Origin of the sequence: Hydrogenophaga sp. ANAO-22 (assembly GCF_042466645.1) — a bacterium.
Taxonomy (GTDB): Bacteria; Pseudomonadota; Gammaproteobacteria; order Burkholderiales; family Burkholderiaceae_C; genus Hydrogenophaga.
In genome coordinates this window covers 1,088,175-1,112,371 of the sequence record NZ_CP159956.1, presented here as the reverse complement: position 1 = coordinate 1,112,371, position 24,197 = coordinate 1,088,175, and the positions used below count along the sequence as shown (strand labels likewise).

Below are 24,197 nucleotides of genomic sequence, written 5' to 3'. Positions count from 1 at the left end.
ACCCTTGGCTTGCTCCTCAAGGATTGCTGGCACCGAGGATCGCAGTTTTCGATTGCGTGCGTGTGTGCTGTGTCTTGTCACACGGCAGTGTCTGTGGTTTGAAGTCCTGCGCTTGCTTGAATTGCTCGTGTGCGAGGCGTTCGTAGATTTCCCTCCCTCCATTCGGGCCTTGTGCGGCCTGCTTGAGCATCGGCTCCAGGCGGTGCACGTATTGACGTCCGAGTTCTCGGTAGGCGGCGTAGATGCTGTTGGATGAGTTCGCGGTGGCCAGAACGGTGCTGTGCTGAGGGAATCGCTGGCAGTCTCCCAGCTTGCCTTCCCAGTTGCTGATGAAGAACAGAGCCGAATCGCAGTTCAACATCCGCTGGCTCGCAACGGCAGCCGTCACCCTTTCGGAGGGCAGGATGCAGTCTCTCATCTGGACGCGCGTTTCATTTCCGGAGTTCTGGACGTGCCAGACTTGCTGAGCCCGCACATGGGCTACGTTGATGGCAGGCTTCACGATGAACAGCCTGGCGTCGGGCTGGCCGTTTTGGGTTGTCGTATCGAGGTTGTCGCAGGAGGCCCCTCCCTCCTCCATCTTCTGCTTTCGAACGCAGCCCACGAGCACAGGGAAATCAAACGGCCAGTGGTGCACGCCGTAGCCCTTTGGGGGATCGGCCGTTCGCAGGGTGTCGCAGTGACTGGAAAACCCAGGCAGGCCAGGTAGGTACAAATGCTTCGCGAACCGGCCACCGGTCTCCGAGTTGCTGCCAGGCAAGTGCGAGAGGCGTCGGCGCAATTCGCAGACGTCGGCAAAGTTGCCGAGCTCGTCCTGGGCCGCATCGGAGATCACGATGTTGCGCGCGCCGCGCTTGAGCAGCGCATTGGCACCGAGGTTTTCGCCATTCCCGCCATCGATCAGACGGATGAAGACGGACCCGACGCGCTCCTTGTCTTCCTCGGGCTGCCCTCCGTGCAGGATGTGTTTGGAGATGGGCGCATCGAAGAAGGGGAAGGGCATCGTTGTATGCAATGTTCTTCGGGCATCGGTCACGTTGTAGTTGGAGATGTCGATGCCCCAGTCAACGTTGCCCAGGCGCATGCCTATCCCCAACAGGCCGCGCATGACGGATGACGAGCCCACGGCATTCTGGTTGGGGTCCAGGAAAGCCGCTGCGGCGCCCACGGCATCGAGCACCGTCAATTTGTGAAGCGAGGGCGACGCCGACACGTAGCCATAGCGACCAGACCCATGACTCACTGCCGTCATCTCAAAGATGTCGCTGCTGCTGGTGTTCGGGGGCGAGATGTTCCACCAGCCAAAGAAGCTGCGCTGCTGTGGTGCCACGGCGTTGATGATCCAGAAGGGGACTCGACGCTGGGGGTCGGTTCTGGCGCTTCGGTAAATTTCCTGGAGTTCCTCAAAGGTCAGTGGGACGGGGGCGGGATGCCCTGGGCCGCGCGTGCAATCCAGCGCAAACCCTGTTGTCGGGGAATCGCATTCGAACTGCATGTAGCCTTCCTTGTAGGGAATTTCCCCCAGACTGGAAGGGCGCCTCACCGTGGCTCCATATGCCAGGCCGATGCCCGTGCGATAGGTTTGTGCTGCGGGTGACGTGGGAATGCCCCAGTCAAAGACGATGGTGGAGAGGTAGCTGGGAATGGCCGTCAGCAAGGTGGATACGACCATGGCTCCAGAAAGGCCGATGTCCCCTGTCGTGCTTTCGATGGAGCAGTTGCCCGGGTTCAGCATGTCCTGCTGGCAACGGACGAACCCCTGATAGTGGTTGGGTGGTGGTGGCTTGTCTTTCGTGCCACGCGTCACCAGTTCATACCGGCTGCAGGCTCCCGCATCCTCGATGCGTGCTTTAAGGGGGCCGTCGCCTCGTAGTCGTCTTCGTTTTGAGGCTTGCCCGACGTGGTCGGGCCAGGAAGTCGCACGCAGTCGCGGTAGAGCTCCTTGGAGTTGACTGCGCTCAGGCTGTCCTTTCGCAGGTGCGGAAAGATCTTGTGGGTGTAGTAGAAATAGGCCGCATAACCGCCGCCGGACACTGTGCTGATGTACGACGCACTGTCGAGCTGATCGATGTCGGCGAGGCCGGCGAGAACGCCCGAGCCAAAGGCCGCCGCCTTGCTGCCACCACCCGAGAGTGCGATGCCTAGGTTCGCACTGTCCGGGGTGGCATTCACGTAGGGCAGTTCGAGCGCGGTTCGCAGCCGGGCTTCCCGCAGGGTGCGGGCCAGTGATTCGCGCTCCTCAGGTGTCAGCGTGGCGGTCGATGGGTCCTGTTGGATCGCCGGTGGGCTTGAGGCATCTCGCACGGCTGGCACGCTTTCGCTTCCAGATAGGGGTGTGCGTTGGCGCTCCTTGGTCTGAGCCGCCGTGTCGGTCACGCAAACCCAGCTGTCGTCGAACTGCGGTGGACCCACGGGGGCCTGCAGCCTTCGGGCGGCCTCGGCCAGATGCTCGTCCGTGCAGCCCTTCAGCGGGAATGCGATGCCCCGGGATTCGCGGGTGGTGGGGGCATGGGTGCCGCATCCGCTGATGAGCACAACAAGGCCCCACAGGATCGCTGAGGTGACACTTCTGACCATGGTTGATCAGGCGACGGCGCCTGCCCGTAGTTCGAGACAACCAAAGTGTGAAGAGGCGGCCCACCCGGCGCAATAGGTTGGAAGGGGTCTCGTCTACCCCATATTGAGGACGTTTCGGGGTTCACCACGCCACCGAGATGTACTTGGTCTCCATGTACTCGTGCATGCCCTCAGCCGCCCCTTCGCGGCCCAGGCCGCTCTGCTTCACGCCGCCGAACGGCGCGGCCGGGTCGGAGACCAAGCCCCGGTTCACCGCCACCATGCCGAACTCCAGGCGCTCGGCGAGCTTGAGGCCTTGCGCGAGGTCGGCGCTGTAGAGGTAGGCGGTGAGGCCGTACTCGGTGTCGTTGGCGTGTTTCACCATGGCTTCCACGCCGCCCTTCACACGCACGATGGGCGCGACCGGGCCGAACACTTCCTCTTTCAGGATGCGCGCGTCCAGCGGCACGTCGCCCAGCACCGTGGGTTCGTAGAAGTGGCCGGGGCCGGGCACCTTCTTGCCGCCGCACAGGATCTTGGCGCCGCGCGAGACGGCGTCCTGCACGAGCTCGTCCACCTTCTTGCGGGTGGGTTCGTCCACCAGGCTGCCGACCTGGTTGTTTTCGTCCAGCCCATGGCCGATGCGCAGGGCCTGCATGCGTTTGACGAATTCGGCGGTGAAGGCGTCGCAGACCGCATCGCCCGCGTAGAAGCGGTTGGCGGCGGTGCAGGCTTCGCCCATGTTGCGCATCTTGGCGATCATGGCGCCGTCCACCGCGTCTTTCACGTTGGCGCCGTCGAGCACCAGGAAGGGCGCGTTGCCGCCGAGCTCCATCGGTGTCTTGAGCACCTGGTCGGCCGCGGCCTTGATGAGTTTCTGGCCCACCTCGGTGGAGCCGGTGAACGAGACCAGGCGCACGCGCGGGTCGTGCAGCCACATGTCCACCAGCGCGCCCGACTTGGTGGTGGGCACGATGTTGACCACGCCCTTGGGCACACCGGCTTCGGCCAGCAAATCGGCCAGCGCGAGCATGCTCAGCGGCGTCATGCCGGCGGGTTTGACGAGCACGGTGCAGCCGGCGGCGAGCGCGGGCGCGATCTTGCGTGTGCCCATGGCGGCGGGGAAGTTCCACGGCGTCACCAGCACCACCACGCCGATGGGCTGGTGCTGCACGAGGATGCGGTAACCGCCGGCGGGTGCGTGGCTCACGCTGCCCAGGTTGCGGCAGGCTTCTTCGGAGTACCAGCGGAAGAACTCGGCCGCGTAGCGCACCTCGGCGCGGCTGTCGGCCAGGGGCTTGCCGTTTTCCAGGGTGATGATCTTCGCCAGGGGTTCGAGGCGTTCGATCATCAGCGCATGCACCTTGCGCAGCACCTCGGCGCGGGTGCGCGGGGGCGTGGCGCTCCAGTCCGGCAGGGCGGCCGCGGCGGCGTGGGTGGCGGCCTGGCCGTCGTTCAGGTCGCCGTCGGCCACCTGGGCGATCACCTCACCGGTAGCGGGGTCCACCACGTCGAAGCTGCGGCCGCTGTGGGGGGTGCGCCATTCGCCGTCGATGTAGAGCTGCGTGGGGCAGGGGGGAAGCTGGTGCATGCGCGTCTCCTTGAAAAGGCCGGTCAGCTCACCGTGGCCACCGGGTGGCGGCCGGTGAAGAAGTCGCCGTTGGGCAGGTCCGTCGGCGTGATGCCCGATTTGACCAGAGCCTGGCGCAGGCTGTTCATGGTGCCTTCGTTGATGCGCATGGTGGGCTGGCGCAGCGGGCCGCCGTTGAAGCCATTGAGCCAGCCTTCGTATTTCCACAGCATGCGGTTGAGGAACTGTGCCTGGGCCGAATAGGCATTGGCGGCGGCGCGGGCTTTGCGCGCCGGGTTGATCTGCCAGTACAGCGCGGTGGCCTCGTCGTACTTGTGTTCCTGCATCAGCTTGAAGATGCGCGGGATCATGCCGCCGTAGTACTCGGTGTCGCTGGTGCCGATGAACTGGATGGGCACGAGCTGGCCGAGCGCGAGCGCGAACTGCTCCAGCGGCATGGTGACCACCACTTCCTTGCTGAACAGCCGGTAGGCCTCCACCCAGCCCATGATGCTGGGCATGCCGCCCTCGGCCTTGAGCGCGCAGATGTTGGGGCAGTCGTCGAGCAGGCGGCGGATGAGGGCGGCGTCGATGTCCGACGGGTGCACGCGGTCAAAGCCCCAGTGCGGCACCTGGAACAGCATCACGCCCAGGCTGGTGGCGTCGCAGAAGGCTTTGGTGTAGTCGTAGATGTCCTGCGAGGTGGCGGCGTAGAAGTTGGCCGGGTACGAGAGCAGGATGAGCGCGGCGCCCTGGCGCTCGGCGATCTTCGCGGCTTCGATGTTTTCCTCCAGCGTGTTGAAGCTGGCGTGGTGGATGAGCTGGAGCTTGCCCTTGGCCTCGTCGTTCGACCACTGGAAGAACTGCTCGTACTCGGCCAGGCTCATCGCCACTTCGGAGACCAGCAGCGTGCCCGAGAAGCCGAGCGCGATCTCGTGGCGGATGTCGTGCCGGATGCCTTGTTCGTTCAGGCCCTTGAGGTCGGCGGTGAAGGAGGGGATGACCACGTTGGCCACGCCCTTGAGGTGTGCGTGGGCCCATTCGCGTGCTTCGTGTCGTTGGTAGAGTGCCATGTCGGTGTCGGTCCTGGTTGGGGTTGTTTACTGTTTGTAGGAAAACTGGATGGGCAGCGTCATGGCCAGGCCGGCGGCGATGGCGCGTTCGCAGATGAGTTCGGCGGCCACGATGTCCTGCAGCGCGGAGCCGACGGACTTGAACATGGGCAGGCGCGCCCCGGGTTCGATCTCGCCGCGCACCAGCGCGTTGAGCGAGCGCATCTTGTGCTCGAAGGCGATGCCGGCGGCGGTGGCGGCGCGCATGTCGCCGGACTCGTGGATCACCTCGTCGGGCATGTCGCTCACGATGAGGTCGCATCGTTCGATCACGCTCACGTCGATCTCGCGCTGCACCGGCAGCGTGGAACCCACCGAGACCAGCAGCATGCCGGGCTGAAGCGCGTCGGCGTGCAGGATGGGCGATTCGTCGTGCGAGCGCGCGGCCGCGATGGCCACGCTGGCGCCGTCCAGCGCCTCGGCCGGCGTGGCGGCGGTTTCGCAGCGGATGCCGAGCGCGGCGGAGAAGTCGCTCGCGAATTTCTCGCGGTTGGCCGGCGTGGGGCTGTACACGCGCAGGCTTTCCACCGGGCGCAGCGAGGCCATGGCCTGCACGTGCGAGCGCGCTTCGGCACCGCTGCCCAGCACGCCCAGGCGCATCGGCGCCTTGGGGGCGAGCGCGTCCACGAACAGGGCGGAGGTGGCGGCGGTGCGAAAGGCGGTGATCTTGTTCGCGTCGATCAGCGCGCGGATTTCACCGGTGTCCTGTTCGGCCAGCGAGATGAGGTAGTTCATGCCCTTGTTGCGCCCCCGGCCGAACACCTTGGCGCCCATGAAGCGCTGGCCCGGCGGCACGGCCGCCAGCGCGCGCAGCGAGGCGTCCGGCCCCTTGGCGAAGGTGCGCGGCGGGCTGGTGCGCTCGTCGTAAGGCTGGGCGTAGGCCGCGCGCAGCGCGGGGATGAGCGCGTCCCAGGTCATGAGCCGTTCAATGGCCTCCGTGCCGATGAACACCGGGTTCGTGGGGGTCATCGGGCCTTCCCTTGCGCTTCGCTCTGGGCAATGCGCCGCGTGATGACGGCGATGGCTTTCACGTAGCCCGACCAGAAGCTGGCGAACTCGCTGCCCGCCACGTACTTCACCGCGCCGCCGGTCTGCGTGACCATCTGCTTGAACTCGGCGTCCTGCGCGGCAGCCTCGACGGCCTGGCGCAGCTTGCGCTCCACCGCCTCGGGCGTGCCGGCGGGGATGAACACCGCCGTGCCGGCCACGGTGTCGAAGTTGACGCCCTGGTCTTTCATGCGCGGCAGGCCGGCGGGTTCGGTCCAGGGCTCGTCACCGGCGGTGGCGAGGTAGCGCAGCCGGCCCGCTTTCACCTGGGTGGCGGTGAGCGCGCGCGAGAGCAGGGCGAAGTCCACCTCGTTGGCGATCAGCGCGTTGAGCAGTGGCCCGCCGCCCTGGTAGGGAATGTGGCGGGCGTCGATGCCGGCGGTGTCCACGAAGGCTTCGGAGCGCACATGCACCTCGCCAAAGAAACCGGTGGAGCCGAAGGTGAGCGCGTTGGGCCTGGCCTTGGCGGTGGCGATCAGCTCGCGAAAGCTCTTGTAGGGGCTGGCCTCGGGCACGACCATGGCCACCGGCTCCGCGCTGAGCAACGCCACGGGCGTGAGCTGGTCGAGGGTGAACGGGGGCTTCTGCTTGTTGACCACGGCCTGCTCGGGCAGGCTGGCCACGCTCAGCAGCGAGAGCAGCACGGTGTGGCCGTCGGCCGGCGCGTTGGCCACCTGGCTCACGCCGATGGCACCGCCCGCGCCGGCCTTGTTCACCACCAGCACGGTCTGCCTGAGCGCGCGCTGCAGGGCGGGCTGCAGGGCGCGCGCCATGTTGTCCGCCGTGCCGCCGGGCGGGAAGGGCACGATGAGGCTGATCGGCCGATCGGGGTACTCCGCGTGGGCGGGGCTTGCCGCCACGAACGAGGCGGCCGCGAGGACGGCCGCGAGAACCTGGGTCTTCATGCTGCTGGTCTCCTGGTTTTGAGGGAAAGGCTGCTCACCAATTGGTTCAAATTGGTTTCTTATGATCTGCTTTGGTTCAACTTTAGACGAGGTCATGCGCCGCAAAGATCGGGGATTACCCGAGGTTTCAGGCCAAAATGCGCCCCATTGGTTCAAACCAATTGAAGCCAATCTAGAATGCGCGCCATGACCAACACCGCCACCTTGCAGATCAAGACGGATTCCATGGAGTCCCTGCGCATGGAGCTGCTCAAGGGCTTGCAGAGCGGCAGCTGGCCGCCCGGCAGCCGCCTGCCCACCGAGCGCGACCTGTGCGCCACCTTCGGCGTGAGCCGCTCGGGGCTGCGGCGTGTGCTGGCCGAGTTGCGCGAACAAGGCCTGATCACGCAGAAGGTGGGCAGCGGCACCTACGTGGCGGAAAAACCCAGCGGCGCCACCGGCAAGGCCGACGGCGCCACCGGCACCGGGCGTTTCCTCGCCGTGCCGTCGGTGAGCCCGGCCGAGCTGATGGACGCCCGGCTGCTGCTCGAGCCCATGCTGGTGGACCTCATCGTGAACAACGCCAACACCGCCGACTTCGAGCGGCTGGAGGATTGCTGCGCGCGCGCCGAGGCCGCGCAGACGCTGGACGAATTCGAAAAGCTCGACAGCGAGTTGCACGAGCAACTGGCCCTGGCCACGCAGAACGCGCTGTTCATCAGCGTGTTCCGCCTGATGGCCGAGATCCGTGAAAGCGGCGAGTGGGGCTTTCTGAAGCAGAAGGTGCTGACCGCCGAGCGCCGCGCCGTGCTGCAGAAGGAGCACCGTCAGATCGTGGCGGCGCTGCGCCGGCGCGACGTGGACACCGCGCGCCGCGCGATCTTCGACCACCTGGCGCAGGCGCGGCTGAATCTGCTCTGGCGCATCTGATCCGCTCGCCTTCGAACCTTCCGCCATGCGGGGCCACTGAAAAATCGGCCGCTCACGTCGCAGCGGTTTGCCCGCCGAGGGCGTCCCTCGGTCCGACCCCATCCCGCATGATCTCCTCGCTCCCCATCCGCTCGCCTTCCACGCCGTTCGATTCGACACCCCTCAAGTTGTCTCAGATGAACCGCACCGCGTTCGTGGTGAATGACAACGGCGCCTTGCTGCAAGCATTTCGCTCCGCCGATTGGGCGACCCAATGGGCCGCCTTGTGCTTCATGGAGCATTTCAACGTGCTCAACGCGCCCACCGGCATTCGCCAGGCGGCGCAGAACGACCCCTTGCTGGCCGGTGCGCTGGAGGATTTGCCCTCCTTGAACCTGTCTTGCCGCTACGTCTCCAACGTGCTGTGCAGCCAGCACGTGGTGCCGGATGCGTTTGGCAGGGCGTTCAGACGGGCCCTGCTCGCCGCCCTGAGCGCCGATACCGACGATCGGCTGAGGTTTTGTCTGACGGTGCTGTCCGCGGGCGGTCTTTCCGTTGAGATGAAGGAGGCCGCCTTCGGGGCTTTGTACAGCCTGTCGTTGGACGAGGAGGGCCAAGCGCGGGTGGCCGCGTGCGCCCCGGAAGAAGGGGTGAAAAAGAAGTTGCTCCAGAGTTTCGAAGCGGCGCGCATTTCCTATCTGAACCTGAACAGCCTGGGGTCCGATCCGACACCGCCGAGCGAGGTGACCCCATTGAGCATCTCGCCGATGAGCCACAGCGGCACGGTCTGGAGCTTTGGCCAGCCCCACAACGGACAGCCCATCACGCCGATCAGCCAGGCGGGGCACAACGGCAATTCCTTTCACATTTCACTGCTCGCCATGCACGACTCCAGCATCGGCCCCAGCGAGATCGCCGAAGAAGAGAAAAAGAGCGCGTCGCCCCGGTTTGGACCGCTGTAGGGCATCGGAAACCGCTGCGCCGTGAAAGCAATGGGGCTGGTGGCAGAATCCAGCCTCTTTGCCGGCGCATGGTTCCCGCGGGCCCCGCCCTCTTTTTTTCCCCCTCCCTCTCCATGACATCTTCGCCACCCGGCACGCTGGGCATCGACTTCGGCACGTCCAACTCCGCCGTCTCCTGGGCCGCGTCCGGCGGCGCCTCGCGCCTGCTGCCGCTGGAGGGCGAGGCCACGAACCTGCCCACGGCGGTGTTCTTCAATGTGGAAGACCGCCACACGCACTTCGGCCGCGATGCCGTGGCGCAGTACCTCAGCGGCACCGAAGGGCGCCTGCTGCGCTCGCTCAAGAGCCTGCTCGGCAGCCCGCTGCTGAACGAATCCACGGAGGTGAACCACCAGCAGGTGAGCTTCCAGCAGATCGTGGAGATCTTCCTGGCCGAGCTGCGCGAGCGCGCCGCGCGCACGCTGGGCCACGAACCCACGCGCGTGGTGATGGGCCGGCCGGTGCACTTCGTGGACGACGATCCCGCGCGCGACGCGTTGGCCCAGCAGTCGCTGCACGAGGCGGCGCTGGCCGTGGGCTTCGAGGCCGTGTCGTTCCAGTTCGAGCCGATCGCCGCCGCGCTGGACCACGAGCGCCGCCTCGAGCGCGAGAGCCTGGTGCTGGTGGTGGACGTGGGCGGGGGCACGTCGGACTTCACCGTGGTGCGCCTGGGCCCGCAGCGCATGGCGCGGGCCGACCGCGGCGGCGACGTGCTGGCCACGGCGGGCGTGCACATCGGCGGCACGGACTTCGACCAGCGCCTGAGCCTGGCGCGCGTGATGCCGCTGCTGGGCTACCGGCACCACGGGCCGCAGGGCCGGGAAGTGCCCAACCGCGTGTTCATGGACCTGTCCACCTGGCATCTGATCCAGTGGCTGTACCTGCCGCGCGCGCTCAGCCAGGCGCAGGGGCTGCGCGTGAACTACACCGACGTGCGTCTGCACGAGCGCCTGATGCGCGTGCTGCGGCAGCGCGATGGGCACCGCATCGCGCACGAGGTGGAGCAGGCCAAGATCCGCTGCTCGCTGCAGGACGCGCCGACCACGGTGGACCTGTCGGGCGTGGAGCCGGGCCTGGCTGCCGAACTCGCGCCGAGCGACATGGCAGGGCATCTGGACGCGCTGCTGGCGCGCGCGGTGCAATGCGCGCGCGAATGCGTGCGGCGCGCCGGGCTGGGCGATGCCTCGCTGGACGCGATCTACCTCACGGGTGGTTCGTCGGCCCTGCGGCCTTTCCAGCTCGCGCTGCAGGCCGAGTTCGCCGGGGTGCCGCTGGTGGAGGGCGACCTGTTCGGCGGCGTGGCCTCGGGGCTGGTGTACTCGCGGGTGTGAGCACCCGTGCGGGCGCTGCGCGAATACCACCGACGGCGCCCCCTTGTCTAGTTGGTGGATTTCCTATGGCGGCCCGATGGCCTGAACAGGAAGATGCGCGCTGACAAGAAGTTGTCACGCATTCATCGACGCCGACTGCCAGTGCTGCCAGTCAGGTGTTGGGCAAGAAAGCCCGAACCGGTTTGAACACCGGTTCGGGCTTTTTTTTGTTCTGCTCGTTCGCATGGGTTCCGGACAGGCCATGGCCTGCATCCGCTGGCGGAGCCCTGCGCGTGTCTGGCACGAAGGCGTGGATGTGACCGGCTGCTTGTCAGCCACCCCGGGGGTGGCAGGTTCTCAATCCGTCCATACCAACGCTAGGAGACAAGGCCATGAGTGAGATGAATCGTCGCGACATCGTGAAGACCGGTGGGTCCATGCTGATTCTGGGCGCCGCAGGCGGCCTGCCTGCCATCGCATCCGCGCAGGAGACCGTGAAACTCGGTCTGTTGCATTCGCTCTCGGGCACGATCGCGATTGCCGAAGCCTCCCTGGTGGACGCCGAGAAGATGGCCATCGACGAAATCAACGCCGCCGGCGGCGTGCTCGGTCGCAAGATCGAGGTCGTGGTCGAGGACGGCGCCAGCGAGAACTCGGTGTTCGCCGAGAAGGCCCGCAAGCTGCTGGAGCGCGACAAGGTCGCGGCCATCATCGGCTGCTACACCTCCGCCTCGCGCAAGGCCATCCTGCCGGCGCTCGGCCGCGCCAAGGGCCTGCTCTACTACCCGACCTACTACGAAGGCCAGGAGCAGGACAAGCAGGTGTTCTACCCCTCGCAGGAAGCCACCCAGTCGGTGATCGCCGCCGTCGAGTGGATGGCGCGCGAGAAGGGCAAGAGCTTCTTCCTGGTGGGCTCGGACTACATCTACCCCCGCACCTGCAACAAGATCGCCAAGCCCACCATCACCAAGGCCGGTGGCAAGGTGCTGGGCGAGGAGTACGCGCCCCTGGGCCACACCGAGTTCTCGTCCATCATCAACAAGATCAAGGCCGCCAAGCCCGACTGCATCTACAGCACGGTGGTCGGTGGCTCCAACGTGGCCTTCTACAAGCAGCTGCGCGCCGCGGGCCTCGACGGCTCCAAGCAGACGCTGCTCTCCACCGTGGTGTCGGAGAACGAGGTCGAGGGCATCGGCAAGGACAACGCCGCCGGCTACTACGCCTGCATGGGTTACTTCCAGAGCATCAAGTCGCCCGCGAACGAGAAGTTCGTGAAGGCCTTCAAGGCCAAGTACGGCCAGGAGCGCGTCATCGGCGACCCGATGCAGGTGGCCTACAACAGCGTGTACCTCTGGAAGATGGCGGTGGAGAAGGCCAAGTCCTTCGACGTGGACAAGGTCATCGCCGCCTCCGGCGGCATCGAGCTGGAAGCGCCCGAGGGCACGGTGCGCATGCACGCGACCAACCACCACGTGTGGAAAAAGGTGCGCGTGGGCCGCGCGCGCGCCGACGGCCAGTTCGACATCGTGTGGGAAACGCCGTCCCTGATCGAGCCCAACCCGTTCCCCAAGATTTGACATCGCGGGGCAGGAGGCCGGCCGGTCGCCCGCGTGGGCGGCCGGTCGATTCCAACGATTCAGGAGTCGGTCAATGGGTTTCGACATTGCGGTGATGCAGGTGTTCAACGGCGTGAGCCTGTTCAGCATCCTGCTGCTGATGGCCATCGGTCTGGCCATCGTGTTCGGTCTGATGGGCGTGATCAACATGGCCCACGGTGAGTTGATGGCGCTGGGCGCCTACATGACCTACCTCGCGGCGCGCGGCTTCGAGCACTGGGCGCCCGATTGGATGGGCATCTACCTGTTCGCGGCCATCCCGTTCGCGTTCTGCGTGACGTTCGCCTTTGGCTACGTGCTCGAACGCGGCTTCATCCGCTTCTTCTACAACCGCCCGCTGGACACGCTGCTGGCCACCTGGGGGCTGAGCCTCATCCTGCAGCAGACCTACCGCACCGTGTTCGGCGCGCAGGAGGTCAGCGTGCCCTTGCCCGTGTGGCTGGCGGGCGCCTGGGAGCCCACCGAGGGCATCCAGCTGCCGATCAACCGCATCTTCATCGTCGGCCTGACGATCGCCGTGGCCGTGGGCGTGTACCTGCTGCTGTACCGCACGCGCTGGGGCCTGAAGGTGCGCGCTGTCACGCAGAACCGCGCCATCGCCGGTGCCGTCGGCATCGACACCCACCGCGTGGACGCGCTCACCTTCGCGCTGGGCTCGGGCCTGGCGGGCATCGCCGGTTGCGTGTTCACCATGATCGGCTCGACCAACCCGGGCACAGGCCAGCTCTACATCGTCGACTCCTTCATCGTGGTCGTCTTCGGCGGCGTGCAGAGCCTGATCGGCACGGCGCTCTCGGCCCTGTCCATCGCGCAGGGCCAGACCTGGCTCGAGTTCCTGATGAGCGGCTCCATGGCCAAGGCCACCATCCTGCTGCTGGTGATCCTGGTTCTGTACTTCCGTCCCAACGGCCTGTTCGCCGTGCGTTCCAGGAGCTGAGCATGTCATCCCAGACGCACCGACTCGACTTCGCCAGCGCCGTCGCGCTGATCGCCCTGCTGGCCATCGCGCTGCCCCTGCTGCTCGACCCGTTCCGCCTCAACCTCATCGGCAAGTACCTGGCGCTGGCCTTCGTCGCCATCGGCATCGTGCTCACCTGGGGCTATGGCGGCATCCTCAGCCTGGGGCAGGGCGTGTTCTTCGGCCTGGGGGGCTACCTGATGGCCATGTTCCTCAAGCTGGAGGCCTCGGCCCCCGAGCTGCCCGACTTCATGGTGTGGAGCAGCGTGGAGACCTTGCCGGTCTGGTGGACGCCGTTCCGCTCGCTGGGCTGGACCGTGCTGGGCATCTTCGTCCTGCCGGCGGTGATCGCCTACCTGTTCTCGTTCGCCATCTTCCGCCGCCGGGTCAGCGGGGTGTATTTCGCGATCGTCACGCTGTCCCTGGCGCTCACCCTCACGGTGGTGGTGGTCGGGCAGCAGGGCGACACCGGCGGCGCCAACGGCATCACCGATTTCAAGACGCTGCTGGGCATGGACATCCTGAGCGACGAGTCGCTTCGGATTCTGTACTTCGTCGAGGTGGCCTTCCTGGCCGTGGCCATGCTGCTGGCGCTCACGCTGGTGCGCACGCGCTTCGGCAAGATCCTGATCGCCATCCGCGACCGCGAGGACCGGGTGCGCTTCAGCGGCTACGACACCGCGCACATGAAGGCCTTCGTCTTCGCCTGCGGCGCGGTGCTGGCCTCGGTGGGCGGCGCGTTCTTCACGCTGCAGGTCGGCCTGATCTCGCCCAGCGTCATCGGCGTGGTGGCCTCGGTCGAGATGGTCATCTACGCCGCGGTGGGCGGGCGCCTGTCCATCCCCGGGGCCGTGGTGGGCGCGCTGCTCATCGGTTTTCTCAAGTCCTACCTGTCGGAGACCTTCCCCGAGGCCTGGCTGTACTTCCTGGGCGGGGTGTTCATCCTCGTGGTGTGGGTCATGCCCAACGGCCTGGCGGGCCTGAAGGACCAGTGGCAGGCCCGCCGCGGCGGTGCGAGGAGCGCGGGATGAGCGCCCAACTTGCCATGCACATTCCCACCCACGCCCTGTCTTCCATGACCCCCTCTCAAACCCGCGACCACGTGCTGCAGGTCGAGAACCTCACCGTCTCCTTCGATGGCTTCAAGGCCGTGAACGACCTGAGCCTGGCGGTGGAGCGCAACGAGCTGCGCGTCATCATCGGCCCCAACGGCGCGGGCAAGACCACGCTGCTCGACATGATCTGCGGCAAGACCCGGCCCACCGCCGGCCGCGTGCTGTTCGAAGGGCGGGACCTCACCCGCCTGAGCGAACACCAGATCGTGCGCCTCGGCGTGGGCCGCAAGTTCCAGACACCCTCGGTCTACGAAGACCTCACGGTCTTCGAGAACCTGGAGATCTCCCTGCCCCGCATGCATGGCCTGTTCCAGTCCCTCACGTTCCGGCGCAGCGGCGCCATCGTGGAACGCGTGAAGGCCATGGCCGAGCAGGTCTTCCTGATCGATCGCCTGGGCCACCGCGCCGGCCTGCTCAGCCACGGCCAGAAGCAGTGGCTGGAAATCGGCATGTTGCTGATGCAGGAGCCCACCCTGTTGCTGCTGGACGAACCGGTGGCCGGCATGAGCCCGCGCGAACGCGAGCAGACCGGTGACCTGCTCAGCCGCATCGCCAGCGGCCGCTCGGTGGTGGTGATCGAGCACGACATGGACTTCGTCAAGCGCATCGCCCACCGCGTCACGGTGCTGCACCAGGGCCGGCTGCTGAGCGAAGGCAGCGCCGCCCAGGTGCAGGCCGACCCCCGCGTCATCGACGTCTATCTCGGCCACTGAGGAGGCACCCCATGTTCGACATCTCCCGGCTGAACGTGTGCTACGGCGAATCGCACGTGATCCACGACATCTCGTTCCAGGTGCAGGCGCGCGAGTCGGTGGCCATCATGGGGCGCAACGGCATGGGCAAGACCACCCTGCTCAAGTCCCTCATCGGCCTGTTGCCCACGCGCTCGGGCGACATCCAGCTCGATGGCCGCGCCCTCCAGGGCCTGCCCAGCCACCGCCGCGTGCAGCACGGCCTGGCCTTCGTGCCCCAGGGACGCATGGTGTTTCCCTTCCTCACGGTGGAGCAGAACATCCTCTCGGGCGCCGAGCATTCGGGCCACCGCGAGGTGCCCGACTACATCCACCGCTTCTTCCCGGTGCTCAAGGAGATGAAGCACCGCAAGGCGGGCAACCTCTCGGGCGGCCAGCAGCAGATGCTCGCCATCGCGCGCGCGCTCATCTCCGAGCCCAAGGTGCTGATCCTCGATGAGCCCACCGAAGGCATCCAGCCTTCCATCATCAAGGAGCTGGCCCAGACCCTCAACGTGCTCCGGCGGGAACGCGGCTTTGCCGTCGTCGTGTCGGAGCAGGTGCTCAGTTTTGCCCTCGATCTCGCCGACCGGTTCCTGGTCATCGACCGAGGGCGCATCGTGCACGAAGAAGCCCGTGCCAATCTGGATCAGGAAAAGGTCAAGTCCTTCCTGACCGTCTGACGTCAACCCCCCAAGGAGTCTTTCATGCGACATGGTGACATTTCCAGCAGCAACGATTGCGTCGGCGTGGCCGTCGTCAACTACAAGATGCCCAGCCTGCACACCAAGGCCGAGGTGCTGGCCAACGCCCGCAAGATCGGCGACATGCTGGTGGGCATGAAGAAAGGCCTGCCGGGCATGGACCTGGTGATCTTCCCGGAGTACTCCACCCACGGGATCATGTACGACGCCAAGGAGATGTACGAAACCGCCTCCACGATTCCCGGTGCCGAGACGGAGATCTTCGCCGACGCCTGTCGCCGTGCCAACGTCTGGGGCGTCTTCTCGCTCACCGGCGAGCGCCACGAGGAGCACCCCAACAAGGCGCCCTACAACACGCTCATCCTGATGAACAACAAGGGCGAGATCGTGCAGAAGTACCGCAAGATCATGCCGTGGGTGCCCATCGAGGGCTGGTACCCGGGCGACTGCACCTACGTGAGCGAAGGCCCCAAGGGCATGAAGATGAGCCTGATCATCTGCGACGACGGCAACTACCCCGAGATCTGGCGCGACTGCGCGATGAAGGGCGCCGAACTCATCATCCGCTGCCAGGGCTACATGTACCCGGCGAAGGAACAGCAGATCATGGTGGCCAAGACCATGGCCTTCATGAACAACTCGTACGTGGCCGTGGCCAACGCCACCGGTTTCGACGGCGTGTACTCCTACTTCGGCCACTCCGCCGTGATCGGCTTCGACGGCCGCACGCTGGGCGAATGCGGCGAAGAGGAAATGGGCATCCAGTACGCCGAGCTGTCCAAGAGCCTGATCCGCGACGCGCGCAAGAACGGCCAGTCGCAGAACCATCTGTTCAAGCTCGTGCACCGCGGCTACACCGGCCTCATCAACTCGGGCGACGGGGACAAGGGCGTGGCCGCCTGTCCGTACAACTTCTACGCCAAGTGGGTCAACGACCCCGAGGCCACGCGCGAGATGGTCGAGTCGTTCACGCGCACCACCGTCGGCACCGCCGAGTGCCCGATGGACGGCATTCCGAACGAAGAGACGAAACACCGCTGAGCCCGCCACCCCCAACCGCGCCTTGTTCCGCACCGGAGGACCCCGTTCCATGCAGTCACCCCTGGACGACCATCTCATCCGCTCCGAACCGTTCTACCAGCCTTCGGGCGAGGAGATCGAATGCTACGAGCGGGCGTACCGGCACCGCCTGCCGCTGATGCTCAAGGGGCCCACCGGTTGCGGCAAGACGCGCTTCGTCGAGTACATGGCCTGGAAGCTGCAGCGCCCCCTGGTCACCCTGGCCTGCAACGAGGACATGACCGCCTCCGACCTGGTCGGGCGCTACCTGCTCGACGCCCAGGGCACCGCCTGGCACGACGGGCCGCTGACCCTCGCGGTGCGCCATGGCGGCATCTGCTACCTCGACGAGGTGGTGGAAGCCCGCCAGGACACCACGGTGGTCATCCACCCGCTCACCGATGCGCGGCGCATCCTGCCGCTGGACAAGAAGGGCGAGGTCATCCAGGCCCACCCGGACTTCCAGCTGGTGGTCTCCTACAACCCGGGCTACCAGAGCAGCGCGAAGGACATGAAAGCCTCCACCCGGCAGCGCTTCGCGGCCCTGGAATTCGACTACCCCGACACCGAGACCGAGGTCGCCATCGTCGCGCAGGAAGCAGGCATCGACGCCGCGCTGGCCCGCCAGCTCGTCACCATCGCGCAGTGCACGCGCGCGCTCAAGCAGCGCGGGCTGGACGAAGGCGCCTCCACCCGGGTGCTCATCTACGCGGGCGTGCTGGTGCGCGACGGACTCACCCCCACGCAGAGCTGCGAGATGACCCTGGTGCGCGCGCTGACGGACGACCCCGACATGGCGCAGGCCATCCGCGATTTCGTGAAGGCGCAATTCGGATGAAGAGCGACCTGCCGGCGCACGTGCTCCCACCGGATGTCGACGCGATCGACGGCCTGCTGCCCTCGCTGGCCTGGCTCGGTTCGGGCCTGCTGGGCGGGCCGCTGTCGGTGGCCGAGGCCAGCGCCGGCCCTCGCGCGCGCCGCACCATCCTCACGCGCGAGCAGGTGCTGCTCAGCCGACAGGCGCTGGAGGACGCGGCCGCGCCGGCCGGCGGGCTCTACCGCGCCAGCGTGGCCCACGCCGTGGCGCACTTGCTGTACTCGCCGCTGCGGCAGCCCGCCCGCCTGCTCAAGCCCATGAGCCAGGCCGTGGTGTCCGCCGTCGAGGACGCGCGCGTGGAACGGCTGCTGGCCCGGCGCTACCCCGGTGTGAGCGGCTGGTTCCTCGATCACCTCGCCCCCGTGCCCGAGGCCGGGAACTTCAGCTTCGAAGCGCTGCTGGCCCGCATGGACCGCGCGCTGGCCGACCCGGGTTACGCGGACGACAACCACTGGGTGAACAAGGCCCGCCGGCTGTTCGAGGAAACGCAGACCCGCCACGGCCTGGGCGACGCCCCGGCGTTCCGCGCGATCGCCTCCATCCTGGCGAACGACCTGGGGCAGATGCGGGTGCGTTTCGATCCCCAGCACCACGTCGTGCCGTCGCCCTACCGCGACGACCACAGCATCCTGTGGCAGCACGACGACAACGAGCAGGACGAACAGCAGGCCATTGCCGCGCCCCGCTCGGCCCCGGCGCGCGCGCCCGCACCGCCCCCACAGGCCAGCGACGGGACGCAGCCCGCGCGCGAACCGGCCGAGGTGGAGCTGAGCCGCACCCTGCACGCCGAATGGCATCACCGGCTGGCGCTGTGGCGACGGGACTGGTGCACCGTGATCGAGAAGCTGCCGGCCCTGGCGCCCACCGCGCTCGCCCGCGCGCAGCCCGCCTTGTCCCACAGCTTCAGCCCGGTGTCGCTGCACCGCGTGCGCCGCCTCAGCCGCCGCCAGCGCCTGCGCCGGCAGTGGGAGGGCGAAGACATCGACCTCAACGCCGCCATCGAGGTGCTGGTGGACCGCCGCCTCGACCTGCAACCCGAGCCTCGGCTGTTCATGCGCCCGGGCCGCGAGGCGGGCACCTCCCGCATCCTGGTGCTGCTCGATTTGTCCGAGTCCACCAACGACCCCTCGGGCGCGCGCGGCGCCTCGCTGCTGGACATCGAAAAGCAGGCCGCCTTCCTGTTGGCCGAAGCCACGGTGCACACGCAGGACCGCGTGGCCATCCATGGCTTCAACTCCAACACGCGGGCCGAGGTGAGCTACTACCGCCTGCTCGAATGGGACGACCCGCTCGACGGCGCCGCCCGCGACCGCCTGGCATCGGTGCCCGCCCGCCACTCGACCCGCCTGGGCGCGGCCTTGCGCCAGGCCACGGCCCATCTGCAAACCCAGCCCGGGCGCCATCGCGGCCTGCTGGTCGTCACCGATGGCGCGCCCTCGGACGTGGACGTGTTCGAACCCGACTACCTGGTGGAGGACGCGCGCATGGCGGTGCAGCAGGCGCACCGAGCCGGCATCCGCACTTTCTGCCTGGCGGTCGATGCCGCGGCCGACCATTACGTGCGCCGGATTTTCGGCTGGCGCGACCATGGGATCGCGGCCGATCCGAGCCACCTTCCGGTACAGTTGCAGAGAGCCTATGTGAGGCTGGCCGCCGGATGACGGCCGCACCGCCTGGCACCCATCCCCTGCTGTTCACGGCCTTGCCCATGCCCCTGAAGACCCCCGTTCGTCCCCACGTCGCGACGCCGACCGCATCCAGGGTGTGCCATGGTTGACCGCGATCCCGTGCGCGTCGGCGTGCTGTTCTCCTCGACCGGTGTCACCTCCACCATCGGCCTGTCGCAGTTGCATGGCGCCTTGCTGGCCATCGACGAAATCAACGATGCCGGGGGCATCAACGGCCGCGAGCTGGTGCCGGTGCACTACGACGCTCAGTCCAACCCGCAGCGCTACGCCCAGCTGGCCGAACAGCTGATCCTGCAGGACAAGGTCAACGTCATCTTCGGCTGCTACATGTCCAGCAGCCGCAAGGCCGTGATCCCCGTCATCGAAAAGTGGAACAAGCTGCTGTTCTATCCCACGCTGTACGAGGGCTTCGAGTACTCGGCCAACGTCATCTACACCGGCGCTGCGCCGAACCAGAACAGCGTGCAGCTGGCCGAATTCATGACGGCCAATTTCGGTGCGCGCGTCTACCTCATCGGCTCCGACTACATCTATCCCTACGAGTCCAACCGCATCATGGGCGAGCTGGTGATGCAGCGCCAGGGCAGCGAGAAGCTGGCCGAACGCTATGTGGCGCTGGACGCCACCGAGAAGGACTTCGCGGACATCATGGACGACATCCGCCACAAGCGGCCCGACTTCATCTTCTCCACCGTGGTCGGGGACTCCACCGCCGCCCTGTACCGCGCCTATGCCGATGCCGGCTTCGATCCGAAGACCATGCCCATCGGCAGCCTCACGACCTCCGAAGCGGAAATCTCGCAGATGGAGAAAGGCCTGGCCACCGGGCACTACACCTCGGCGCCTTACTTCCAGTCGATCGAATCCGCCGCCAACCAGCGCTGCCTGCAAAGCCTGCGCCGCCGCCTGGGCGAGAGCTGCGTGCCCAACCTGTGCTGGGAGGCCTCGTACTTCCAGATGCACATCTTCGCCAATGCCATGCGCCAGTCGCGCAGCGACGACATCGCCGAGCTCATGCCGCACGTGCTGGGCAGCGAGTTCGACGCGCCGCAGGGCCGCGTGCGCATCGACCCCAACAACCACCACACCTGCCTGTACCCGCGCATCGGCCGCGTGAACGCCGAGAGCCAGTTCACCATCGTCCGCCAGGCGAGAAGGTCGGTGTACCCCGATCCCTACCTCGTCACCCACTCGCTGGGCGACTGGGCCGCCCGCCTGGACACCCTGGAGTCTTGATGGTCGACCGCGCGGAGCCTCCACGCGCGCTGCGGGCCACGCCCCAGCAGCTCAAGGAACTTCGCACGCTGACCGTGGCGGTCATCCACCCGGACGACTCGGACGGCCGCCAGCTCACGCAACAGCTGCAACGCATCGGCTGCAAGGTGCAGGCCTTCTGGCCGCCCGTGCAGTCCATCGGCAAGGATGTGGACGTGGTGTTTCTCGCGGTGCGCCCCGAGATCCTCAACCTCAACATGGACTGGGCCCACGCCGAGGACGCACCGACCGTGATCGCGGTGGTCAACTACGAGAACCCGACCATCGTGGAGGTGGTGCTGGGCCTCGAAGCGAAAGCCGTGCTGCCCTCGCCGGTGCGCTCGTTCGGCCTGCTCTCCGCGCTGGTGCTGGCCCGCGAGAGCCACAAGGTGAACCGCGCGCTGGCGCGGCGCCTCAAGAAGGTGGAGGCCAAACTGCTCGGCGTGCGGCACATCGCCGATGCCAAGGCCATCCTGATGAAGAGCCACCACGTCTCGGAAACCGAGGCCTACGACCTGATCCGCGACCAGGCCATGGCCAAGCGGACCACGACCGAAGAGGTGGCGATGGCGATCGTGGAGGCCCACGAGCTGTTGTCCGTGTCGCTGCCGCCTCGCCATCCCCGATCGGAATAGGCCCTCACGGCGCGTGCCACTCCAGCACGCGCCAGCGTGGTGGCAGTCCTTCACAGGCCAGGGTCGCTTCGGCGTCGCCCGCGCGGCCCAAGGTGCAGGGCCGGGCCTGGCCTTCGAGCGCCGGCCGCGTGGCGCGCTCCACCGCCCACACGCCCTCGCCCCAGGTGCCGAACGTGATCTGGAAGTCCAGCAGCGCCTCGGCCTCGTCCGCATGGCGTTGCACCACCTGGGTCAGGGTGTCGTCGGGCGCGGTGTCGGCGGGCCAGGCGGCTTCGCGCGGCCGCAGGTGCATGAGGTAGCGCCCACTGACCAGCAGGCGTTCGGCGCTGGGTTCGCCGGCCGCGTCCAGTGCGGCCAGCGCGATGCGCCGCCCCACCGAGCCGGGCAGGCGCTCCCACACCTCGAGGTAGCTGCCGTGGATGCCGGTCTCGATCACGCGCTCCGGGGTCTCGAACACCATGTGGCCCGCGTCGGGCGTGCTGCGCGGGGGCTGGAAGTCGATGCTGCGTTGCCAGGTGCAGACCTCGGGCCGCGCCGGGTCGGGCCGCGTGATGGTGGTGGTGCCGGCAAAGCCCTGCTGTTGCGCGCGGCCGGCGGGCGTGGCGCGCTCGGCATCGGCGGGCACGCGCAGGTCGCCGTGCCACAGGCCGGTCTGCAGCCAGTGCACCCAGCTGGTGGTGTCGCGGCCCTTGGGCGTTTCAAGCAGGGTGCGTTGCCACACGCCGTGGTAGCGGTCGGGGATGGTCGGTGGGCTCATGGAGATCTCAGGCGCCGGTGAAGGCTTGCACCCAGGTGGTGACGCGGTCGCGCGCGGGCGGGCCGTCGGCGAGTTCGGCCACCACCTCGGCGGTGCTGCGCACACGGCCGAAGATGCCGCCTTCCACGTCGATCATGGCCAGCGCGGGCGCCTGCAGCGCGGGGTTGCTGGCGGCGGTGGCGTCGCCCACGGTGGTGCAGGCAAAGCCGCGGTCCACCGCCTCGCGCAGCGTGGAGTGCACGCAGACCTCGGTGGTCACGCCGCAGAGGATGAGCCGGTCCACGCCGTGCGCGGCGAGCAGTTGCGTCAGGCGCGTCTGGTGGAAGGCGCCGTAGCCGGGTTTGTCGACCACGAACTCGCCCGGGGCCGGTTGGAGCGCGTCCACGAAATCGTGGCCCTGTTCGCCGCGAACCAGCAGCCGGCCCAGCGGGCCCTGGCTGCCGATGGCCGCGCCCGCGGCGGTGCTGCGCGCGAGCTTGGCGGGCGGGCAGTCGCTCAGGTCGGGCAGGTGGCCCTCGCGCGTGTGCACCACCAGCAGGCCCTTGGCGCGCGCGGCGGCCAGCAGTCGCTGGATGTTCGCGATCGGTTCGCGCAGGCGCTGCACGTCCATGCCGGCGGTGTCGGCATAGCCCCCCGGGCTGCAGAAGTCGCGTTGCATGTCGATCACGATGAGCGCGGTGGTGCTCATGGCGCGGGCCTTTCGAAGCCGGTGCGCACGGCCTCGGCCATGCGGCGGGCCACTTCGTCGGCGAGCAGCTTGCCTTTGACCGCGTCCGAGCCTTTGGCGGACGAGAGCACGCCGGAAGCGGGCACCCAGTCGGTGCGCGGCGGGTACATCTCGTAGGGCGGGAAGTCGGCCGGGCCGTCGTCGGGCAGCAGGTCCATGCGCACGAGGTTGGGGTGGTAGTGCAACATCATCGAGGTCTCCAGCACGGCGGCGTGTTCCAGCGCGAAGCCGGGGAAGCCATCGGGGAACACATCGCCCAGGGTGTCGGGCGTCATGAAGTCCCAGTACTCCAGGCGCATCACCTGCAGCTTCGCGCCGGGGCCGAGGTCGCGCAGGCCCAGGTCGATGCCCTCGATCAGGAACCACTGGTTCTCGTAATGGCCGTTGACGATGACGAGTTTCGTGAGGCCGTGGCGCGCGAACTCGCGCACCGCGTCGCGCACCTGGCCGATGAGGGTGGCCGCGTCCACGCTGGTGGTGCCGCAGAAGTGCTGGCCGCCGCCGCACTTGGGCTGCGACTTGTAGCCATACGAGAGCGTGGGCGCGACCAGGCCGCCCACGAGCGCGGCGGTGTCGGCGGCGACGGCGCTGGAGAGCAGGCCGTCGGTGCCCAGGGGCAGGTGCGGGCCGTGCTGTTCGAGCGCGCCCACGGGCAGCAGCACGGGCGGCTGGTCTTGCGTCACGCGGGCCTGGTAGTCCACCCACGAGAGCTGGTTCATCCACACGGTGTCGGTCATCGGTTCATCCTCCTGTCGGGGCGGTTTGGGGTCGGGGGTCGGTTGGGCGGGTGTCCAGGGCTTCCACCAGCGCGGCCACGGCAATGAGCGTGCCGCCGGCCCAGCCCATGGGCGTGAGCGTCTCGCCGCCGAACCAGAGCGCGGTGAGCACGGCCACCACCAGTTCGGCCAGCAGGATCACGCCGGCGCGGCTGCTTTCCAGGTGCGTCACGCCGAACTGCCAGGTGGCGGTGGCCAGCAGCAGCCACACGAAGCCGTAGGCCAGCACCGCGAGCCACACGCCGGCGGGCAGGGCGGGCAGGCCCTGGCCCAGCGCGGCGGTGACCGCCAGCGAGATGGCGCCGCAACCGACGAAGACCGCGAAGGTCTTGCTCTGCAGGGGCACGCCTTGCGCGGCGCGCGCGAGCAGGTTGTTGCCCGCGAAGGCCAGGCCGGCGGAGAGCGCGAGCCCATCGGACAGCGAGAGCGAGAGGTCCACCGCCCCCGGGCCGCCCAGCACCAGCCACAGGCCCACGATGGCCGCGACCACGGCGGCCCAGCGCGTGGGCGGGATGCGCTCCTTCAGGAACAGCCAGCCGCCCAGCACCGACCACACCGGCGAGAGGTAGAACAGGAACATCACGCGCACCACGTCGCCCACCATGAGGGCGTTGACGAAGGAGGTGTTGGCCCAGCCGCCCACCAGCGCCAGCGCGAGCAGCCAGCCCCCGTGCGCGCGCCAGGCCGCGCGCTCGCGCCAGATGAAGACCAGCGCGCACAGGCCCACCGCGCCGTAGGAGACCAGCGAGACCACCGGCCCGCTCAGGCCCTGCGCGATGAACCACTTGAGCGGCATCCACGACAGGCCCCAGAGCGAGGCCGAGAACAGCAGCACGCCGGTGGCGAGGCGGTCGGACGGCGCCGTCATGTCACAACCTTCGTGCTGCGCACTGCGGTGCGAGCTGGCTTGG

At 67.5% G+C, this 24,197-nt stretch carries 23 protein-coding genes; 13 read left to right on the top strand and 10 right to left on the bottom strand.

Going from position 1 to position 24,197, the window contains the following annotated elements:
- Positions 1–16: 16 nt before the first annotated feature.
- From ABSY19_RS05175 to ABSY19_RS05150, 6 genes are all read right to left on the bottom strand, one after another.
- On the bottom strand, positions 17–1,735 hold the full coding sequence (locus tag ABSY19_RS05175; RefSeq protein WP_382159778.1) for a hypothetical protein: 1,719 nt from the start codon (positions 1,733–1,735) through the stop codon (positions 17–19).
- Positions 1,736–1,803: 68 nt separating this feature from the next.
- Entirely contained in the window at positions 1,804–2,577 is a 774-nt protein-coding gene (locus ABSY19_RS05170) for a patatin-like phospholipase family protein (protein WP_382159775.1), read from the bottom strand.
- 121 nt (positions 2,578–2,698) lie between these two features.
- The gene (locus tag ABSY19_RS05165) at positions 2,699–4,147 is read right to left on the bottom strand and encodes an NAD-dependent succinate-semialdehyde dehydrogenase (RefSeq protein ID WP_382159772.1); all 1,449 of its coding nucleotides are present in this window, start codon (positions 4,145–4,147) and stop codon (positions 2,699–2,701) included.
- A 23-nt stretch (positions 4,148–4,170) separates the two neighbouring features.
- The gene (locus ABSY19_RS05160; protein WP_382159770.1) at positions 4,171–5,199 is read right to left on the bottom strand and encodes a dihydrodipicolinate synthase family protein; all 1,029 of its coding nucleotides are present in this window, start codon (positions 5,197–5,199) and stop codon (positions 4,171–4,173) included.
- A 27-nt stretch (positions 5,200–5,226) separates the two neighbouring features.
- Complete coding sequence (locus ABSY19_RS05155; protein ID WP_382159767.1) at positions 5,227–6,207, bottom strand: ornithine cyclodeaminase family protein; 981 nt, start codon at positions 6,205–6,207, stop codon at positions 5,227–5,229.
- Positions 6,204–7,190 carry a tripartite tricarboxylate transporter substrate binding protein gene (locus tag ABSY19_RS05150; RefSeq protein ID WP_382159765.1) on the bottom strand — a complete coding sequence of 329 codons (987 nt, stop codon included), beginning with the start codon at positions 7,188–7,190 and terminating at the stop codon, positions 6,204–6,206. Before ABSY19_RS05150 ends, ABSY19_RS05155 begins: the two co-directional genes overlap by 4 nt.
- Positions 7,191–7,376: 186 nt before the next feature.
- Between ABSY19_RS05150 and ABSY19_RS05145 the strand changes: the two genes are divergently transcribed.
- The 13 genes from ABSY19_RS05145 (at position 7,377) to ABSY19_RS05085 (ending at position 21,026) form a co-directional block, all read left to right on the top strand.
- Positions 7,377–8,099 (top strand): FadR/GntR family transcriptional regulator, encoded by a 723-nt coding sequence (locus tag ABSY19_RS05145; protein WP_382159762.1) that lies wholly within the window; start codon positions 7,377–7,379, stop codon positions 8,097–8,099.
- 107 nt (positions 8,100–8,206) lie between these two features.
- Positions 8,207–9,040 (top strand): hypothetical protein, encoded by an 834-nt coding sequence (locus tag ABSY19_RS05140; RefSeq protein ID WP_382159759.1) that lies wholly within the window; start codon positions 8,207–8,209, stop codon positions 9,038–9,040.
- Positions 9,041–9,153: 113 nt separating this feature from the next.
- Positions 9,154–10,410: an Hsp70 family protein gene (locus ABSY19_RS05135; RefSeq protein ID WP_382159756.1), complete on the top strand. Its 1,257-nt coding sequence runs from the start codon at positions 9,154–9,156 to the stop codon at positions 10,408–10,410.
- A 371-nt stretch (positions 10,411–10,781) separates the two neighbouring features.
- The gene (gene urtA, locus ABSY19_RS05130) at positions 10,782–11,966 is read left to right on the top strand and encodes an urea ABC transporter substrate-binding protein (RefSeq protein ID WP_291120626.1); all 1,185 of its coding nucleotides are present in this window, start codon (positions 10,782–10,784) and stop codon (positions 11,964–11,966) included.
- A gap of 73 nt (positions 11,967–12,039) precedes the next feature.
- Entirely contained in the window at positions 12,040–12,942 is a 903-nt protein-coding gene (gene urtB, locus ABSY19_RS05125) for an urea ABC transporter permease subunit UrtB (RefSeq protein WP_382159753.1), read from the top strand.
- A gap of 2 nt (positions 12,943–12,944) precedes the next feature.
- Entirely contained in the window at positions 12,945–13,994 is a 1,050-nt protein-coding gene (urtC, locus tag ABSY19_RS05120; RefSeq protein WP_382159750.1) for an urea ABC transporter permease subunit UrtC, read from the top strand.
- Between the two features lie 44 nt (positions 13,995–14,038).
- Positions 14,039–14,791 (top strand): urea ABC transporter ATP-binding protein UrtD, encoded by a 753-nt coding sequence (urtD, locus tag ABSY19_RS05115; RefSeq protein WP_382163688.1) that lies wholly within the window; start codon positions 14,039–14,041, stop codon positions 14,789–14,791.
- A gap of 11 nt (positions 14,792–14,802) precedes the next feature.
- On the top strand, positions 14,803–15,492 hold the full coding sequence (gene urtE, locus ABSY19_RS05110; RefSeq protein WP_382159747.1) for an urea ABC transporter ATP-binding subunit UrtE: 690 nt from the start codon (positions 14,803–14,805) through the stop codon (positions 15,490–15,492).
- 24 nt (positions 15,493–15,516) lie between these two features.
- Positions 15,517–16,554: an aliphatic amidase gene (locus tag ABSY19_RS05105; RefSeq protein WP_382159745.1), complete on the top strand. Its 1,038-nt coding sequence runs from the start codon at positions 15,517–15,519 to the stop codon at positions 16,552–16,554.
- 49 nt (positions 16,555–16,603) lie between these two features.
- The gene (locus tag ABSY19_RS05100; protein ID WP_382159744.1) at positions 16,604–17,410 is read left to right on the top strand and encodes a CbbQ/NirQ/NorQ/GpvN family protein; all 807 of its coding nucleotides are present in this window, start codon (positions 16,604–16,606) and stop codon (positions 17,408–17,410) included.
- Positions 17,407–19,110 (top strand): VWA domain-containing protein, encoded by a 1,704-nt coding sequence (locus tag ABSY19_RS05095; protein WP_382159742.1) that lies wholly within the window; start codon positions 17,407–17,409, stop codon positions 19,108–19,110. The genes ABSY19_RS05100 and ABSY19_RS05095 overlap by 4 nt, the downstream gene beginning before the upstream one ends.
- Before the next feature lie 108 nt (positions 19,111–19,218).
- Positions 19,219–20,373: a transporter substrate-binding domain-containing protein gene (locus ABSY19_RS05090; RefSeq protein ID WP_382159738.1), complete on the top strand. Its 1,155-nt coding sequence runs from the start codon at positions 19,219–19,221 to the stop codon at positions 20,371–20,373.
- The gene (locus ABSY19_RS05085; protein WP_382159735.1) at positions 20,373–21,026 is read left to right on the top strand and encodes an ANTAR domain-containing response regulator; all 654 of its coding nucleotides are present in this window, start codon (positions 20,373–20,375) and stop codon (positions 21,024–21,026) included. The genes ABSY19_RS05090 and ABSY19_RS05085 overlap by 1 nt, the downstream gene beginning before the upstream one ends.
- Positions 21,027–21,030: 4 nt before the next feature.
- On the opposite strand, the gene ABSY19_RS05080 is transcribed toward ABSY19_RS05085, so the two are convergent.
- From ABSY19_RS05080 to ABSY19_RS05065, 4 genes are read right to left on the bottom strand one after another with little or no spacing between them, the layout of a single operon-like run.
- Positions 21,031–21,783: a hypothetical protein gene (locus ABSY19_RS05080; RefSeq protein ID WP_382159732.1), complete on the bottom strand. Its 753-nt coding sequence runs from the start codon at positions 21,781–21,783 to the stop codon at positions 21,031–21,033.
- Between the two features lie 7 nt (positions 21,784–21,790).
- Complete coding sequence (locus ABSY19_RS05075) at positions 21,791–22,471, bottom strand: cysteine hydrolase family protein (protein ID WP_382159729.1); 681 nt, start codon at positions 22,469–22,471, stop codon at positions 21,791–21,793.
- Positions 22,468–23,247, bottom strand: a complete 780-nt coding sequence (locus ABSY19_RS05070; RefSeq protein ID WP_382159725.1) for a creatininase — start codon at positions 23,245–23,247, stop codon at positions 22,468–22,470. Before ABSY19_RS05070 ends, ABSY19_RS05075 begins: the two co-directional genes overlap by 4 nt.
- 4 nt (positions 23,248–23,251) lie before the next feature.
- On the bottom strand, positions 23,252–24,154 hold the full coding sequence (locus ABSY19_RS05065) for a DMT family transporter (RefSeq protein ID WP_382159722.1): 903 nt from the start codon (positions 24,152–24,154) through the stop codon (positions 23,252–23,254).
- Positions 24,155–24,197: the final 43 nt, after the last annotated feature.

What these genes read in the sequence shown, in the direction of transcription:
- ABSY19_RS05175 (WP_382159778.1), bottom strand. Translation starts at nt 1,735, where the DNA reads ATGCTGAACCCGGGCAACTGCTCCATCGAAAGCACGACAGGGGACATC.
- ABSY19_RS05170 (WP_382159775.1), bottom strand. Translation starts at nt 2,577, where the DNA reads ATGGTCAGAAGTGTCACCTCAGCGATCCTGTGGGGCCTTGTTGTGCTC.
- ABSY19_RS05165 (WP_382159772.1), bottom strand. Translation starts at nt 4,147, where the DNA reads ATGCACCAGCTTCCCCCCTGCCCCACGCAGCTCTACATCGACGGCGAA.
- ABSY19_RS05160 (WP_382159770.1), bottom strand. Translation starts at nt 5,199, where the DNA reads ATGGCACTCTACCAACGACACGAAGCACGCGAATGGGCCCACGCACAC.
- ABSY19_RS05155 (WP_382159767.1), bottom strand. Translation starts at nt 6,207, where the DNA reads ATGACCCCCACGAACCCGGTGTTCATCGGCACGGAGGCCATTGAACGG.
- ABSY19_RS05150 (WP_382159765.1), bottom strand. Translation starts at nt 7,190, where the DNA reads ATGAAGACCCAGGTTCTCGCGGCCGTCCTCGCGGCCGCCTCGTTCGTG.
- ABSY19_RS05145 (WP_382159762.1), top strand. Translation starts at nt 7,377, where the DNA reads ATGACCAACACCGCCACCTTGCAGATCAAGACGGATTCCATGGAGTCC.
- ABSY19_RS05140 (WP_382159759.1), top strand. Translation starts at nt 8,207, where the DNA reads ATGATCTCCTCGCTCCCCATCCGCTCGCCTTCCACGCCGTTCGATTCG.
- ABSY19_RS05135 (WP_382159756.1), top strand. Translation starts at nt 9,154, where the DNA reads ATGACATCTTCGCCACCCGGCACGCTGGGCATCGACTTCGGCACGTCC.
- urtA (WP_291120626.1), top strand. Translation starts at nt 10,782, where the DNA reads ATGAGTGAGATGAATCGTCGCGACATCGTGAAGACCGGTGGGTCCATG.
- urtB (WP_382159753.1), top strand. Translation starts at nt 12,040, where the DNA reads ATGGGTTTCGACATTGCGGTGATGCAGGTGTTCAACGGCGTGAGCCTG.
- urtC (WP_382159750.1), top strand. Translation starts at nt 12,945, where the DNA reads ATGTCATCCCAGACGCACCGACTCGACTTCGCCAGCGCCGTCGCGCTG.
- urtD (WP_382163688.1), top strand. Translation starts at nt 14,039, where the DNA reads ATGACCCCCTCTCAAACCCGCGACCACGTGCTGCAGGTCGAGAACCTC.
- urtE (WP_382159747.1), top strand. Translation starts at nt 14,803, where the DNA reads ATGTTCGACATCTCCCGGCTGAACGTGTGCTACGGCGAATCGCACGTG.
- ABSY19_RS05105 (WP_382159745.1), top strand. Translation starts at nt 15,517, where the DNA reads ATGCGACATGGTGACATTTCCAGCAGCAACGATTGCGTCGGCGTGGCC.
- ABSY19_RS05100 (WP_382159744.1), top strand. Translation starts at nt 16,604, where the DNA reads ATGCAGTCACCCCTGGACGACCATCTCATCCGCTCCGAACCGTTCTAC.
- ABSY19_RS05095 (WP_382159742.1), top strand. Translation starts at nt 17,407, where the DNA reads ATGAAGAGCGACCTGCCGGCGCACGTGCTCCCACCGGATGTCGACGCG.
- ABSY19_RS05090 (WP_382159738.1), top strand. Translation starts at nt 19,219, where the DNA reads ATGGTTGACCGCGATCCCGTGCGCGTCGGCGTGCTGTTCTCCTCGACC.
- ABSY19_RS05085 (WP_382159735.1), top strand. Translation starts at nt 20,373, where the DNA reads ATGGTCGACCGCGCGGAGCCTCCACGCGCGCTGCGGGCCACGCCCCAG.
- ABSY19_RS05080 (WP_382159732.1), bottom strand. Translation starts at nt 21,783, where the DNA reads ATGAGCCCACCGACCATCCCCGACCGCTACCACGGCGTGTGGCAACGC.
- ABSY19_RS05075 (WP_382159729.1), bottom strand. Translation starts at nt 22,471, where the DNA reads ATGAGCACCACCGCGCTCATCGTGATCGACATGCAACGCGACTTCTGC.
- ABSY19_RS05070 (WP_382159725.1), bottom strand. Translation starts at nt 23,247, where the DNA reads ATGACCGACACCGTGTGGATGAACCAGCTCTCGTGGGTGGACTACCAG.
- ABSY19_RS05065 (WP_382159722.1), bottom strand. Translation starts at nt 24,154, where the DNA reads ATGACGGCGCCGTCCGACCGCCTCGCCACCGGCGTGCTGCTGTTCTCG.